The organism is Streptococcus oralis (genome assembly GCF_018448765.2).
GTDB lineage: Bacteria > Bacillota > Bacilli > Lactobacillales > Streptococcaceae > Streptococcus > Streptococcus oralis_BM.
Map to the genome: position 1 here is coordinate 1792839 of NZ_JAHCMC020000001.1, position 14963 is coordinate 1807801.

General features: G+C 37.2%; 17 protein-coding genes and 1 pseudogene. 5 read left to right on the forward strand and 13 right to left on the reverse strand.

Annotation, left to right across the window (positions count from 1 at the left end; all coding sequences use genetic code 11):
• Positions 1-138 precede the first annotated feature (138 nt).
• The 3 genes from rpmF to KIH88_RS09065 all read left to right on the forward strand — a co-directional run bounded on the left by rpmF (position 139) and on the right by KIH88_RS09065 (position 1079).
• Entirely contained in the window at positions 139-321 is a 183-nt protein-coding gene (gene rpmF / locus KIH88_RS09055; protein WP_000290417.1) for a 50S ribosomal protein L32, read from the forward strand.
• Between the two features lie 15 nt (positions 322-336).
• Positions 337-486: a 50S ribosomal protein L33 gene (rpmG, locus tag KIH88_RS09060; protein WP_001265622.1), complete on the forward strand. Its 150-nt coding sequence runs from the start codon at positions 337-339 to the stop codon at positions 484-486.
• A 74-nt stretch (positions 487-560) separates the two neighbouring features.
• Positions 561-1079: an HXXEE domain-containing protein gene (locus tag KIH88_RS09065; protein ID WP_213988778.1), complete on the forward strand. Its 519-nt coding sequence runs from the start codon at positions 561-563 to the stop codon at positions 1077-1079.
• A gap of 346 nt (positions 1080-1425) precedes the next feature.
• Here KIH88_RS09065 and KIH88_RS09070 read toward each other — a convergent pair whose 3' ends face one another.
• The 5 genes from KIH88_RS09070 to KIH88_RS09090 form a co-directional block, all read right to left on the reverse strand.
• On the reverse strand, positions 1426-1908 hold the full coding sequence (locus KIH88_RS09070) for a hypothetical protein (protein ID WP_213988779.1): 483 nt from the start codon (positions 1906-1908) through the stop codon (positions 1426-1428).
• A gap of 147 nt (positions 1909-2055) precedes the next feature.
• Positions 2056-3633 carry an AAA family ATPase gene (locus KIH88_RS09075; RefSeq protein WP_213988780.1) on the reverse strand — a complete coding sequence of 526 codons (1578 nt, stop codon included), beginning with the start codon at positions 3631-3633 and terminating at the stop codon, positions 2056-2058.
• Positions 3634-4098 (reverse strand): hypothetical protein, encoded by a 465-nt coding sequence (locus KIH88_RS09080; RefSeq protein WP_213988781.1) that lies wholly within the window; start codon positions 4096-4098, stop codon positions 3634-3636.
• The gene (locus KIH88_RS09085; protein ID WP_213988782.1) at positions 4098-4274 is read right to left on the reverse strand and encodes a hypothetical protein; all 177 of its coding nucleotides are present in this window, start codon (positions 4272-4274) and stop codon (positions 4098-4100) included. The genes KIH88_RS09080 and KIH88_RS09085 overlap by 1 nt, the downstream gene beginning before the upstream one ends.
• A gap of 13 nt (positions 4275-4287) precedes the next feature.
• Complete coding sequence (locus KIH88_RS09090; RefSeq protein ID WP_213988783.1) at positions 4288-6009, reverse strand: hypothetical protein; 1722 nt, start codon at positions 6007-6009, stop codon at positions 4288-4290.
• Positions 6010-6229: 220 nt separating this feature from the next.
• Between KIH88_RS09090 and KIH88_RS09095 the strand changes: the two are divergent.
• Positions 6230-6730: pseudogene (locus KIH88_RS09095) on the forward strand (site-specific integrase); the annotation flags it as partial.
• A gap of 95 nt (positions 6731-6825) precedes the next feature.
• Here the strand turns inward: KIH88_RS09095 and rpsD are convergent.
• The 3 genes from rpsD to KIH88_RS09110 form a co-directional block, all read right to left on the reverse strand.
• Positions 6826-7437 carry a 30S ribosomal protein S4 gene (rpsD, locus tag KIH88_RS09100; protein ID WP_000092756.1) on the reverse strand — a complete coding sequence of 204 codons (612 nt, stop codon included), beginning with the start codon at positions 7435-7437 and terminating at the stop codon, positions 6826-6828.
• A gap of 248 nt (positions 7438-7685) precedes the next feature.
• Positions 7686-8093 carry a polyketide cyclase gene (locus KIH88_RS09105; RefSeq protein ID WP_084921506.1) on the reverse strand — a complete coding sequence of 136 codons (408 nt, stop codon included), beginning with the start codon at positions 8091-8093 and terminating at the stop codon, positions 7686-7688.
• A 99-nt stretch (positions 8094-8192) separates the two neighbouring features.
• Positions 8193-8939 carry a LysR family transcriptional regulator gene (locus KIH88_RS09110; RefSeq protein WP_084921507.1) on the reverse strand — a complete coding sequence of 249 codons (747 nt, stop codon included), beginning with the start codon at positions 8937-8939 and terminating at the stop codon, positions 8193-8195.
• Between the two features lie 108 nt (positions 8940-9047).
• On the opposite strand from KIH88_RS09110, the gene KIH88_RS09115 reads away from it, so the two are divergent.
• Positions 9048-9566 carry a DUF4865 family protein gene (locus KIH88_RS09115; RefSeq protein ID WP_084921508.1) on the forward strand — a complete coding sequence of 173 codons (519 nt, stop codon included), beginning with the start codon at positions 9048-9050 and terminating at the stop codon, positions 9564-9566.
• A gap of 160 nt (positions 9567-9726) precedes the next feature.
• On the opposite strand, the gene KIH88_RS09120 is transcribed toward KIH88_RS09115, so the two are convergent.
• From KIH88_RS09120 to KIH88_RS09140, 5 genes are all read right to left on the reverse strand, one after another.
• On the reverse strand, positions 9727-10218 hold the full coding sequence (locus KIH88_RS09120; protein ID WP_084921509.1) for a replication initiator protein A: 492 nt from the start codon (positions 10216-10218) through the stop codon (positions 9727-9729).
• Between the two features lie 3 nt (positions 10219-10221).
• Positions 10222-10389: a hypothetical protein gene (locus KIH88_RS09125; RefSeq protein ID WP_001253216.1), complete on the reverse strand. Its 168-nt coding sequence runs from the start codon at positions 10387-10389 to the stop codon at positions 10222-10224.
• Between the two features lie 96 nt (positions 10390-10485).
• Positions 10486-11520, reverse strand: coding sequence for a sensor histidine kinase (locus KIH88_RS09130; protein WP_213988784.1), 1035 nt, complete (start codon positions 11518-11520; stop codon positions 10486-10488).
• Positions 11517-12215 carry a response regulator transcription factor gene (locus tag KIH88_RS09135; RefSeq protein WP_213988785.1) on the reverse strand — a complete coding sequence of 233 codons (699 nt, stop codon included), beginning with the start codon at positions 12213-12215 and terminating at the stop codon, positions 11517-11519. Before KIH88_RS09135 ends, KIH88_RS09130 begins: the two co-directional genes overlap by 4 nt.
• Before the next feature lie 80 nt (positions 12216-12295).
• The gene (locus tag KIH88_RS09140; protein ID WP_213988786.1) at positions 12296-14863 is read right to left on the reverse strand and encodes an SSURE domain-containing protein; all 2568 of its coding nucleotides are present in this window, start codon (positions 14861-14863) and stop codon (positions 12296-12298) included.
• Positions 14864-14963: the final 100 nt, after the last annotated feature.

Genomic DNA, 14963 nt, shown 5'->3' on the forward strand with positions numbered 1-14963 from the left:
ATTCCGATCAACAACTTCTAATTTTTTCATCTTTTTTTGTCAAGTAACTTTACTTTACAAAAAAAATGTGTTATCCTAGTATGGTTGATGAAAATCACTAGATTGAATCGAATATAAATACCTAAAGGAGAAATCAAAATGGCAGTACCTGCACGTCGCACTTCAAAAGCGAAGAAAAACAAACGTCGTACACATTACAAAGTAACAGCTCCATCTGTAAACTTTGACGAAACTACTGGAGATTACTCACGTTCTCACCGCGTATCACTTAAAGGATACTACAAAGGACGTAAAATCGCTAAAGCTGCATCAGCTGAATAATAGAAGGGAGATACCATGCGCGTAAATATCACACTTGAACACAAAGAATCTGGTGAACGCTTGTACCTTACTTCTAAAAACAAACGTAACACTCCAGACCGTCTTCAATTGAAGAAATACTCACCAAAACTTCGCAAACACGTCGTGTTTACAGAGGTTAAATAAGCATAACTCAAAACGCCTTACTGGGCGTTTTTTGCTTTATTGGTTAGCAATCTATAGCTTTTCAGGAGAGATTTATGGCATTTTATCTTTGGATGTTCCCGCTACTCTTTATCTTTCACGATATGGAAGAAATTATCGGTCTTGTCCCTTGGATTCATCTCAACGAAACCTTGCTAGCTCAAAAGGCTCCAGCTATTCTCAAGATTCACAAAGGAATTACAACCGAGGGATTTGCCCTTGCTGTTTTTGAGGAGTTTATCATTGTCTTATCCATCACTTTATTAGCGTATTTTACTCAATCTAGAGCGCTCGAATTAGTTTTGTTAGGAGGATTTGTAGCCTTTGCGCTTCATCTCTTGCTCCATATCGGACAATCAATTCTTCTCCGTAAGTATATCCCTGCTCTCATCACTTCTATCCTTTGTTTTCCTGTCAGTGCTTATTTGATTATTGACATCGTGCATTTATGGCAGGTTTCGACTAGCGAATTTTTCCTATTTTCACTGGTCGGTTCAGGCATCGTCGTCATCAATCTACTCTTTGCTCTCTGGCTCGGGAAAAAGTATTCCGCCTGGCTTGCCCATTACCATTAACAAAAGAATCTGAGACAAAATGGTTCTCAAATTCTTAGTTATAAAAGAGAATAGGCGGAACCGCCGAATGTCGCCCCCCACTGGCTAAGTAGCACGTTGGTAATAGATATTTTGTGTCCTACTATATAGCTATACTTTCATGCCACTAATTCTTGTTATTATATAGAGAAAAACAAATTAATTATTCCAAGCGATTCCTGATAATTTTACTATATTACAAAGATAATACAGTAGTCGTTTTAACATCGAGATGAATTTTTCCTGTTACCTAACAGTATCCTTTTAGGTTAATTACCAATTATTTATGAAATTTTCTGTATACCATATGTTACTTTTCTATACATAATTAATCTTTTATAACTGATACGGAACCATTTGAGCTAATTGCTCGACAACAATCTGTATAAACTTCGATAAAATCATATCCTCCATGTAAAGCAATGCTTTTGGCTTTATCGAGCCCACCAGGTAATGTCTCTCCTCGTTTATAATGCTCAATGATTTCTCCAACTAAGTCTAGGGTGTGCGCTTCATAAGGTACTCCTAAATAACATTTTGCTACAAAACCTAGGAGAACTCCATTAATATCCACATCTGGGAATTCTGACTTAATTGTATTAATAATTTCGTTTACTTCCTTTTTATTATGAACATGTCCTCCTGCATCTAGTTGATGAATAGCATCCATGTATTCTTTGGACCGTGATTTTCTTAGAAGCCTATCTAAACTCAATTTATCTATCTGTGGTTGTTTTAAGTTAGAAGTCATGATATGGCTTGCTTGTGTTTGTTTTTGGGATTGGTATGGATTTAACATTGGTCTAGGCATCTATTTTTCTCCTAATCGTGTTATAAGTTATATTTTGCAATTTAAGATTCCTTTTAATGGTACTCTCAGAATAGATCTTCATTTAAGGAATTATAAAAATGGACACGAAACTGAGATTACAGTTACCGTGTCCAAATAATGAACTTATTAAACAAGCACTTTTCTTGTTTTAAGTCCATTTTGTTTATGAACAAGTCCCTCTCCACCGATTGGTTTTCCAGATGCAGGAACAGCTCTTTCTTTCCCCCAATCTCTAATAGCCTCAATTTTTTCTGGGCTAGTTTGAGAGAGTGGGACTACATTATTGAAAGCATTCATGATATTCTCTTCGTTGAGAATAAAATTGTTATTAGCGATAGCTCGGTAAGCTAAATCTCTAACTGTCGATTCTAAGTCCGCACCAGTGAAACCATCACTTATTTGAATGATATTATCAGAAAAATCTCCTTCAAATTCTAGACTTAAGTATTTTTTAAAATACAAAGCAAGTATTTCTTTACGCTCATCTGCAGTAGGTAGATCAACAAAGAATAACTCATCAAATCTTCCTCGACGGAGAAGTTCTGATGGAAGCATAGACACATCATTAGCTGTTGCAACTACAAAAACTTGTTTTTTGCATTCTTGCATCCAGAATAAGAATTGACCAACCATACGAGTAGATACACCGCCATCATTAGCGCCTCCAGTAGCTCCTGACAGTCCTTTTTCTATTTCATCAATCCATAAAATACATGGAGATACATTCTCAGCGGTAGTTAGAGCATCTTTGAGTTGCTGTTCAGACTGACCTACATAACTTCCTTGAACCGTTGCAAAATCTAAACGATATAATGGAAGTTTCCAGTTAGCGGAAATTGATTTAGCAGATAAAGATTTTCCGCATCCAGGGACACCTACTAGGAGTATCCCTCTAGGTGGTTGCAAACCTTTCTCACGTAACATATCTTTCTTTTCGGGAGTTAGCAGTTCTTTCTTTTCATCAAGCCACTTTCTTAATCCTTCAAGCCCTCCGACATCCTTCACAGAATCATCTACAACGATTTTTTCTAGACCAGAGATATCAGAGAATAGGCGATCTTTTGCAAATCTTATCTCATCTAAATCAGATTTTCTTATGCACTTATTTGCAATCAAAGCTGCGATAACGTTCTCCGCCTCGATTCTAGTTACCCCATTAAGAGCTGCAGCAGCTTCTCGAATATCGGAATTGTCCCATTCAATCTGGATATCATTTCGATAGTCGTCAATGTATTCTTGAATTATCGAGTACATTTCCTCTTCGTTAGGTAAATCTATTTTTACTGTCATACCTTGCCGTTGAAGTTGATTCCAAATAGGGGTATTGGTAAAAACTATTACAACGCCTCCAGTTTCATTGGCTAGATTGACCAATGCTAAGACTTGTTTAGAATCGCTATTTTCATCACTAAGATCCGGAACTTCTGTCAGTACAATAGTTTGGTATTGTTTCTTTTGCATTTGGTCCGTCATGTAATCTATTGCACCATAAATAGATTTATCATCGTTAACATTCTTACCAGAACTAAGATTATACACACCTTTGGTGAGAGTGTGTACGTTGAACGGAAGTTGTAATTCTTCAGATATTTCCTTTAACATATCTAATGTTCTACTTGGCTCAATGGTATTGATAGCAATAAAAGGGATTCTTGCAAGTGAATATCTCGTAAGAAGTTCTTTGCTTTTTACTATATTACTCATTTACTGTTCACCTTTATTTAAAAAAGAATTAATTTTATGATTTCTAATAATACTTGACATTTTCCCGCTTCGGTCCTGTTTTGCAGATTCTTCTAAAGATTTTTGCATACTATTAGCTTGTTCTATAACGAGATTTAGGTAGTGTTGTCGCTCTTTATCCGGAATTGCAGGAAGATTGATTGCTTCAGCTAAGAACGTCAATTCTTTCCTCAAAGAAAGAATTGCTTGAATAATAGCTCCCTCGTATCCTTGGGATTTTAGTAAATCATTTTGAAACTTATCTGAAGCTACATTCATACGGTAATTAACAGCGTCAATTAACTTTGTAGAGAAACGTTCTGCCACACCGTATTGCCATTCGATAGTTCCAGATTTCATCATTTTTAAAACTGTTTCATCATCATCTTTGTTTTTAAAAATAGCTAAGACATTTACCCATTCTGCATATGTTTGTGGTTTATTCATTATTTTTGCCGTTTCCTTCTGACTAGCAATTGTGGGGGCACAATATCCCATGAAGGGAGTCCCTCAGCAAACACACTCATAGGTTCTTCAGTGGTATCTTCTTCAGTATTAATGCTCTTAAATGGAGTGGCGTTATTAGATGATAGTTTACTATCGCCTTTATATTTTTCATCCATGTCAATTACCTCCTCAAATTTTAATCTTTCTATTAGATGATGCCAACTTGTTTACATATTGTTCAGGTCTTATTTGTTCGAGGAAATCAAGAACTTTAGTGCTTTCAGCATCTTTCTCTGCGAATTCAATTCTAAAGTCTACAATTTCAGCTAGAGTAGCTCTTATAATTTGTTCACCATTCACTCTTTTATTCTCGTATTGTTCTTCAATTTTCTTGCGATTCGTTTCAATGTTTTCAATATTAGATTTATGCTTAAGAACCATAACAATCCCTGCTATAATAGCTATTAAACCTAAGAAAATATTCCCAAAAATCATTATTAAACCGATTACTCCGATAGCTATACCACCATACAAAAGGAATTTATCAAATAAACTTGGGAAGTAGTTTGACAAAGTTTGTTCTTTTTCAGAGTCAATCTGAGAATTGAATTTTTCAATCAACTCGTTTTCGTTTTGGCCATCTGTTGATTTATCATTAAAAGTATCCACATTAATTTCAATTTCGTAAGGAATCTTCATGCGATTTTTTGCAGTAACGTCATTATAAGCGTTTGTTACCCAATCACGAGAAAGAGCCAATGCAAATTTTTGGGTTGATATACTTGAGTGAGAAGATTCGGGTTTCATTGCTGCATCGGTAAGCAACTGGGTGAAGTCTTTATGGGTTTCAAATGCAGTCACCTCAATATCCATGTTTTGATGAGCACGGTTGTCATCTCCTCCAAAGTCAACCACAAACTGCTCGAATTTTTCTTGTTTTCGAAGAGCTAGTTCCTCGTTATCAAAATCAGTCACAAGTGTGTCTAAAATATCATCTAATTGTTCTTTAACGCTTTCTGTAGCCCCTTTTTTCTCAAAAATATCAGTTAGATAGTTTAATATTTGTTCATGGAGATAAGCACCTTCTAAAATATCCTCTAGAACAGGCCAACTATTACTATATTTTCTTAGGTTAGGGTATAAATCTTCATCTAGTTCGCTTCTTTTTAAGTTAATGGCTTCGGACCATTGTTCTGTTTGCTGTTCAGTAAAACCAGGTTTTTCTTCAAGTCGACTGAGCCATTCATTCATTTGACGTGAGATGACTCCTTCGGTATCAGCTCCCAAGAGTCCACTCGCAAAAGCATCTAAGATAATGATAGAATTTCTGTCGAGATTTTCTTCATCTTGATTAGCTAGATAACGTTGAGTCCACTTAAGGCATGCGTTCTTTCTGTTAGCTCTTCTACAAATTAAGGCAAAGAAAAGGGAGGTTTTTTCATCGTTTCGTTTAATCCCTTCCTTGACTGCTTTTTCAGCTAACTCGGGTTTATCATTTATCCATGCTGCTAATGCAACCAAGCATGGAGCAAGCCAGTAACCTGGAGTTGATATCATTAGTTCTTCTGTTGCAGTGCTGATTGTTTCTTTTTTGACAATTCCTAAATCATCAGCTTGTAAAATCCCTGTGGTAGTACGACGAACAATATCATAATGCCCATATTTCTTCTCAATTTCCTGACGTATTTTTACCAGTCGAGTTTCAGCTTGTCCTAATCTATTAGCTTTTTGTTGGATATTCACAAATTCATGAAATTCTTGTGCTAAACTACCAATTTCATCATAAACGATTTGAAGATTTTCGTTTGCTACATCAACTCTAGCATCAATTGTTCGTAATCCTTCATGGATAGAGCGCAAACTATTCTCGATTTCACGAAGATCAGCTTGATGTATTATTCTTTCAGCCATAATATCCCCCTTGTTAATGATTTCCAAATTAATTAGAAAAAATTTTGACTAATTTTTTAAATAAACTATCTTAAAATCATTTTAATTTTTTCCTTATAGAAAAAGAATATCATAATTATTTTATTAATTCAACTTACCATAAGAATGAAGCGAAAGTATTTGATTCTCTCTGACCTTATAGTTACTCGATAGGTATTTTGGGTATATAGAAATCGATTATCGTATCAATGAGGCTCTGGCGCTTAGCTGGTCTGATATCGACCTAGAGAATGCAACCATTAGCATTACAAAGACACTAAACCATCTGGGGCAAATCAATAGCCCAAAATCAAAAGTAAGCTATCGGGATTTAGATATAGATTAAGCAACTGTATCAATGCTTAAAGCTTACAAGGTTAGACAAATTCAAGAAGCTTGGAAAATTAGTAAAACTGAAAATGTGGTATTCTCTGACTTTATCCATGAATACCCTAATAATCAAACCTTACAAACTAGATTAAGAACTCACTTTAAACGTGCTAACGTTCCTAACATTGGTTTTCATGGTTTTCGCCATACTCACGCTAGTCTCTTGTTAAACTCTGGAATACCATATAAAGAATTACAACACCGTCTAGGTCATTCTACATTAGCTATGACTATGGACACTTACAGTCATCTCTCTAAAGAAAAAGCAAAAACAGCCGTCTCATTTTATGAGAAAGCTGTTAGTTCGTTATGAGTGATGACAAAAATGATGACAAACCCAGAAATCAACGTTTTAAGACAAAGCAAAAAGCCCACTGTTGTAGGCTTTTCGCAAGATATATCTTAAAATTAAAGCATTTTGTTGTAGAATTCAACGACAAGTGCTTCGTTGATTTCTGGGTTAATTTCGTCGCGTTCTGGCAAGCGAGTCAATGAACCTTCCAATTTTTCAGCGTCGAATGATACGAATGCTGGACGTCCAAGAGTAGCTTCTACTGCTTCAAGGATTGCTGGAACTTTCAATGATTTTTCACGAACTGAGATCACTTGACCTGGAGTTACGCGGTATGATGGGATATCAACACGTTTTCCGTCAACAAGGATGTGACCGTGGTTTACAAATTGACGAGCTTGACGACGAGTAGTCGCAAGGCCAAGACGGTAAACAACGTTATCCAAACGACGTTCCAAAAGAAGCATGAAGTTGAAACCTAGGATTCCGCCTTTGATTTTTGTAGCTTGTACGAACAAGTTACGGAATTGTTTTTCACCTACACCGTAAGTGAAGCGAAGTTTTTGTTTTTCAGCCAATTGCAAACCGTATTCTGACAATTTAGAACGGTTGTTTGGTCCGTGTTGTCCTGGTACGTAGTTACGACGTGCCAATTCTTTACCTGTACCTGTAAGTGAAAGGCCAAGGCGACGAGCTTGTTTCCAAGATGGTCCTGTATAACGTGACATATGTATGTCCTCCTGATATAAATAATATTTCGGTGGAAATAGTCACTTAGAAAGCCCTGATTCGTGCAGATGCCCTTCGCCTAAACAGCCAAGGTTACTTGTCATAAGACACCTGTTGACGAGCTTCATGCTTTCCTGCTGCTATTTCACACAAAGGCTATTGTACCATGAAAAGCTAGATTTGTAAAGAGATTTATCAGTTGAACTAAATTATTTTAATATTACAGTGTCAACAAACAGCACTCCCTCTATCTTTCTAAGTGTTTTTTTAGAATGAAAATAGAGTGAGGAACATCTGAAAAGACTTGGCTTAAAAATTCTAGATGTCGCTTGTCTTCACTATCCAAAGATACAGTATGTTTTACATTTACAGTACCATCATTATTCTCAATAATTTGATGACCAAAAAGAATATCACCGAATGGAGTTGCCGTTTTATCCCAAAATTCTTCAAGAGGTTTTACAAGCGTGAGCTGATATTCCATAGGGGGCATTCCTTCGAGTTCCATAGTTCCGTATGAACCCGTCTCAAATCCACCTTTTAATGTAATATTTTTTAAATCTTCTTCCCAATCATACCACTTTTCAATATTTTCATAATAGGCCCATACAGCCTCTTTTGTTGCTCTTATGTTTAAACTAAAACTAAATTCCATTATGATACTCCTTTTAATATAAGTGTACTTATTATAAAACAACTTATAATGTTTGCCAAATGATTTTTCATCATAGTATTAGCATTTCTTCTAAATGGGCTACCTGCTTTGGTTCTGTTTTTCATACTGATAAAATGGGATCAGAACGATGTCTTGGTCGTATGGCTTGATTTTCGCTCTCTTATTTAACCATTTCGGCAATAGTGCGATTCCTTTCCCGTTTTCAACTAAGCTGATAATGTTCTCAAAAGAATCAATTTCTACAACTGATTTTGAATGAGCAAACTTCATTAAGCTTTGTTTTCTAAAAGGACAATTTTCATCTTTATTAACGAATATAGGCATTCCCTCACTAGCCTTTATGTTGCTCGAACAAGCATAAACTGACTCGATATGTCCGATAGTCTCATCATAATGTTTCAAATTTTCAATTTTTTGAAAGCAAAAAATTTTATCAAAGTCTTCCTGATGAGCAATGATTGGTATATCCGAAGTTTTTTGGATATTAATCTCACTTTTATCCAAATCAATTGTTTGTGAATTATTAATATCGTGATTGAATAACAATTCTGAAATTAAGACGGATATTTTCGAGGTTTCACATTTCTTTTTTAATTTCTCTAAATTGTTAGAAGTTTCCTTACAAAATTGATAAAATAAGTCTCCACTTTCTGTCGGAACTAAACCATTATATTTTCTGTAAAATAATTTCGTATCTAATTCAGTTTCAAGCACCTTTAATCTAGCACTGAGATTAGATTGCGCATATTGTAAGATTTTTGAACTTTTGTTTATTGACCTTGTCTCATAGATTGTCACAAAAATGCTCATATCATTAAAATTCATTTAAAACACCTTAGCACTTTTTATGATAATTATATCATTTTTAAGTATTATTCAACATGATAAAAATCATTTATACTGTCAATAGTTCATTAGAAAAGGGGTACTGCTATGCAAGCAATGCAATATACTATAAAATTGCCATCAGATTATGATATGGATATCATTAGACAACGTGTCCGAAATACAGGTCATTTAATGGATGGATTCGACGATTTGTTTTTCAAAGTTTATTTAATCTCTGAAAAATCTGAAGGCCAATTATTTAACAGTTACTGTCCGCTATATATTTGGAAAAATACCAACGGAATGACAAAATTCATATTTGATGGTTACTTTGATCATATTTTAAATTCGTTTGGCTGGCAAAGTATTGAAATCGGAATAACTTCATCAGTCGAAATATCTGATCATTTTAACTCAAGTAAATATGCTACATTAGAAGTCATTGATATAGAAGCATCTGAAAGTTTAAAATCCTTTACCATTCACGAGCAAATGCAAACCAACGAAAGTGGCAAAGTTGTTATTTTTAATCCTGATAAATGGAAAAAATGTATCTTTACTTTTTATACCAATAAACCCGACGCACAACTACCAACATTTGAAATTTTGCACATTTCACAATAAGCACCTATGATAAGTAGTAGGGAAACGCCTGAGCAAACAATTTTTCATTTTTTTGCACACTATGATAGTATATTTGCTCTTCCCAAAATTGTATGACCTTTACTGTCATCGGCTAAATGAAAAAATCGTTACGACATGTAACGATTTTTTGGCTATGATATTAACTCAATTCCGCGATAATAGCCTTCAGTTGCTCCTTAGTATGAATACCAGCCCCGTATAAATCTGACACCCCCCTAGTGTCAGATTTGAAATCACCTGATTTATCAACCATTCTAGCAACTGTGTCATCTTGTAAGAGACCAAGGTAAATTCGATAAGCTAGATTTCCTGATTTACTTGTAGATTGTTGAACCTCATGAATTAATCCATACTCTGTGAGTTGCTTCTTAATTCTTAATAGGGTAGATTTTGAACAGTTAAGGATCTTCATCAAATTAGAGTTAGAATATACCAAAAAGATACTTCCATCTTCATCAATCCAATTATTCTTGAAAGAAAGATCTAGTCTATCTTTAAGCATAGCATAAGCGACTTTTGCATCTAACCTCATATCTTCATAAATAGGATTTTCAAACAAAACCTTTGGTAAGGCATAAAAGCGATCAGATGTCTGATAATGGCTGGCACTAATAAACTGAATTTGTCTCATCAATTACACCTCTTTCAGTCTAAAGTCACCGTTCACGTTAAATCCTATCAATCCAAAGGTCTCAAGTTCTTCTATGCTTGCTATTATTTCTTTTCGTGTTGAACCTGTTTCCTTCATCAAAAACTGGATTATCATCTCTCTTGAAATTCTCTCCTTACTTTTTCGTCTCATAATTTTACCTCCCAAAACACAAAAAAGAGCTAACAGAATTTTCCGTTAACTCAATATTTTCTATTTACCTCAAAACACTAGACACTTACTACGCCTTTATTTTAAATTAAGGCTGAATGTAAACTTGCTTCCTAAGCCATATTGACTTTCTGCTGTGATTTCCCCACCAAGCTGATGGGCTAGTTCTCGCGCAATCGCAAGACCAAGACCATGACCACCTGTCTTCATGTTACGCGAAGTTTCTACACGATAAAGTCGTTTAAAGATCTTTTCCAAATCCTCAGGAAGGATCCCCTGACCCTCGTCTTTCACACTGATTCTCAGCTCTTGTTCTGTTAATTGGGCAAGAACCTCGATTCTGGTTCCTGGTTCTGAATATTTAAAGGCATTGTTTAACAAATTGACCAGAATGCGGGAAAGTTTGTCAGGATGGCTCTTGATTTTCGCCAACTCAGGTGATACTTGAATGTAAACATCCCGCTCCTCTTGTTCAATCTGGAGTTGAAATTCACTCATTGACTCAATCAACAGCTGATCTAAAAAGACCTCTTCGACTTCCTCATCAGCAGTTTCTTGAGGTTGTGTATTGAGAGTCAAAACATCCAATTCCTCCACTAGCTTGTTTAGACGCTCAGTTTGCCGACCAATCGTGGTTAAGTAGTGGAGTCGCTCCTCTTCCTTAATAACTCCATCTAGAATTCCCTCCACAGTAACCTGAATAGAGGTAATGGGAGTTTTAATATCGTGAGAGAGCTGCGCAATCATCATTCTCTTTTCTTGCTCGCTCTCATCAAGTGATTGAAAGGTAGCTTGCAAATTGTGGGACATGTCATTAAAAGCCTGGCCCAGCTCTCGAAATTCTAATGGGCCTTTGGTTTCAATTTCTGCGCTGAAATCCTTGCCTGCTATATCCTGAGCTTGTTTTTTCAAATGTTTCAGAGAAGAAAAAACAGGCGACAAAAGAAAGATGCTCACTGCAGCGCCAATGAAACTAGCAATCAAGGTCATTCCAACTAGAAAGTAAACTTCACTTTTCTCAATCAACATTCTTTGGACTGCCCAGAAAACGACCAAAATCGTTAGTAGAGTCGACACTAGATACCCCACTAAAATATAGTTTTTTAATTTCATTTTCTACCTCTTGGTCTTTCCATCTTATAGCCCAAACCCCAGACAGTTTTGATAGCAGGAGCATTTGAATTCATATGCTTGGTCAACTCTTGCCTCAAAGCATGGATATGAACATTGAGTGTATTGGTATCATCCACATAGTCCTCTTGCCATACCTTCTCGTAAAGTTCCGTCTTTGAAAAGACTCTCTCAGGATTGCTGGCCAATATCCATAGAAGCTCAAAGGATTTTACTGTCAATTCCAAAGGTTGCTCCCCAATGCTAACCTCATGAGTCACATGGTTGATCACTAAGTCACCAAACTCAATCTGTTCTGTCTCTCCTCCACGGCTAAGGCGACGCAAGATATTATTCACTCTTAAAACCAATTCGCGTGGGCTAAAGGGTTTGACTATAAAATCATCTGCCCCCAAACTTAAGCCATAAATCTTATCCTGTTCGCTTGTCTTAGCAGTTGTAAAGAGGAAGGGTTGATCCGGAGCAATATACTGAACTTCACTGATAAAATCATACCCGTCCATATTGGGCATCATAATATCTGTGATAACGAGGTCGATAGATTTTTTTCTGAAAAGTTCTAATCCCTCCTTACCATCATGGGCGACCAAAACATCGTAACCTGCCTGTATAAGATAGCGGTTTTGAATATCTAGAATATCTATCTCATCATCAACCAGCAAAATTGTCTTTTTCATCTGACACTCCTTCGATAAAAACAGTGTTATACTTGCTTTAGTATAACACTATTTTCCCTAATGTTTAAGTAATTTGAATCTTAATCTTCTCGTTTGGTTGTCAAACCTAAAAGTCCAATAAGACCTGCCAAGGCTAGACCAAAGATACCAAGGCCAGCTGTAGCCGTTTTAGCTTCCCCAGTATTTGGTAGCATCGCTTTATCATCTTTTTTCATCATATTAGCCATTGGGCTAGAAGCTGGTTGATCTACTTTCATATCTGACATATGGTTATTTGTACCCATCATACCCTCAGTCGTACCCGTAGAGCCTGTTTCAGAAGGCTTCGTATTCATCTGACCTTGTTGAGATGGTATTGTCGCCATTTCTTTTCCATGAAGCTGAATCGTTACTTGACGAATAGCAATCAGATTGGTCAAATCAGGTTTGCCATCTTTAGCTCCATAGACTTTAACAGTAGCTAGATATGTATGGGTTCCGTTAGCTCGAAGTTGATCCAGCAAGGCCTGACCATCTTTGCCAACCGTATTGCCATTCAAATCCACTTCGTAGAAATATTGGCCTTTAGCCAAGCCTTCAAGTGGCAATAGGGCAAGATTTTTAGCTGTTCCGTTGTCTGACCATGGGGCTTTGTCTGAAGCTTTTAACAAGAGGCGAGTCAACATACCATCTCCACCAAAAGCTTCGTACGGAATAACTTGGTTAACACCTGCCAAGAATGGACCTGGAACATTTGCTTTTTCAAGGTAGCTAGCTGGAACATCAATGCTATTTTTGATGTTATTAGCAACAGAGTCTTTAACCTGATTTGATGTGGTCAAGCCAGACTCTTTAACCTGATTTGGTGTGGTCAAACCATTCAAATTAACAGTCAAATCTTTAGTCGCTACCAGATTAGTTAAGTCAGGCTTGCCGTCTTTTGCACCGTACACCTTGATAGTAGCTTTATAGCTTTGCGTACCGTTTTGTTTTAAGAGGTCAAGCAGCTCTTTGTCAGTTTTGCCTTGGGTGCCTGCTAAATCCACTTCGTAGAAATATTGACCTTTAGCCAAGCCTTCAAGTGGCAATAGGGCAGGATTTTTAGCTGTTCCGTTGTCTGACCATGGGGCCTTGTCTGAAGCTTTTAACAAGAGGCGAGTCAACATACCATCTCCACCAAAAGCTTCGTATGGAATAACTTGGTTGACACCGGCCAAGAATGGACCTGGAACATTTGCTTTTTCAAGGTAGCTAGCTGGAACATCAATGCTATTTTTGATGTTATTAGCAACAGAGTCTTTAACCTGATTTGGTGTTGTCAAGCCATTCAAATTAACAGTCAAATCTTTAGTCGCTACCAGATTAGTTAAGTCAGGCTTGCCGTCTTTTGCACCGTACACTTTGATGGTAGCTTTATAGCTATGTGTGCCGTTTTGTTTCAAGAGGTCAAGCAGCTCTTTATCTGATTTTCCTTGGGTGCCTGCTAAATCCACTTCGTAGAAGTAAAGGCCTTTGCCCAATTTCTCTACTGGTGGGAGAGCTGGATTTTTAGCTGAACCGTTGTCTGACCATGGAGCCTTGTCGGATGCTTTCAAGATCAGGCGAGTTAACATGCCGTCTCCAGCGAAGAATTCATATGGAATAACTTGGTTGACACCGGCTGTGAATGGGCCTGGGAAATTGGCTTTGTCAAGGTAGCTAGCCGGAACATCTACTGTGTCTTTGGTATTATCAGCCACACCTTTTTGGACTTCAGCTGGGGTGGTCAAACCATTCAAGTTGACATCCAAATCTTTAGTTGCTACCAGATTAGTTAAGTCAGGCTTGCCGTCTTTTGCACCGTACACCTTGATAGTGGCTTTATAGCTTTGAGTGCCGTTTTGTTTTAAGAGGTCAAGTAGTTCTTTATCTGATTTGCCTTGGGTGCCTGCCAAATCCACTTCGTAGAAGTAAAGGCCTTTGCCCAATTTCTCTACTGGTGGGAGAGCGGGATTTTTAGCTGTTCCGTTGTCTGACCATGGAGCCTTATCAGATGCTTTCAAGATCAGGCGAGTCAACATGCCGTCTCCAGCGAAGAATTCGTATGGGATGACTTGGTTGACACCGGCGGTGAAGGGACCAGGAAAGTTAGCCTTGTCCAAGTAAGTGGCTGGGACATCTACTGTATCTTTTGTATTGTCAGCCACACCTTTTTGTACTTCAGCTGGGGTGGTCGCTGGTTGCGCTTCACTAGCTTCACGGTCTTGTCCAAAAACTGTAGGCGCAGGACTTTCCACAGGTTTAACTGCATCTTCTGTTTGTTTCTTAGAGTCAGGTTGTGCTTGTACTTCTTCTTTTGGCGCTACTGCCGGCTCTTTAGCAGTTGCGTCCGCTTTTTCTGAAGAGCTTGTAATATCCAAGCTTGCTTTAGGTGCTGAGTCTGCTTGTTCTGAAGGAAGAGCTACATCGACTGCTTTTTTGAGAACCTCTGCTGGTAAGTCGCTCTTTTCACTCACCAAAGCAGCGTCTGGCACAACTTGGGTAGGGGTCGGATTGACGACATCAGCACGTGCAGAACTTGGTTGACCAACTAGGACAAAGAAGCCACTAGCCACAACAACTGAAGCAACACCGACACTGAGACGGCGAATAGACCAACGAGTATATCTCTGATTTGGATTGAATTTCATAGGATTCTCCTTAGAGTTTTTCTTTATTTGATGGCTCTAGTATAATCTCCTAAAATTAAAAAGGATTAAGAAAAAGTTAAAATTTTTCTTAAATCCCTCT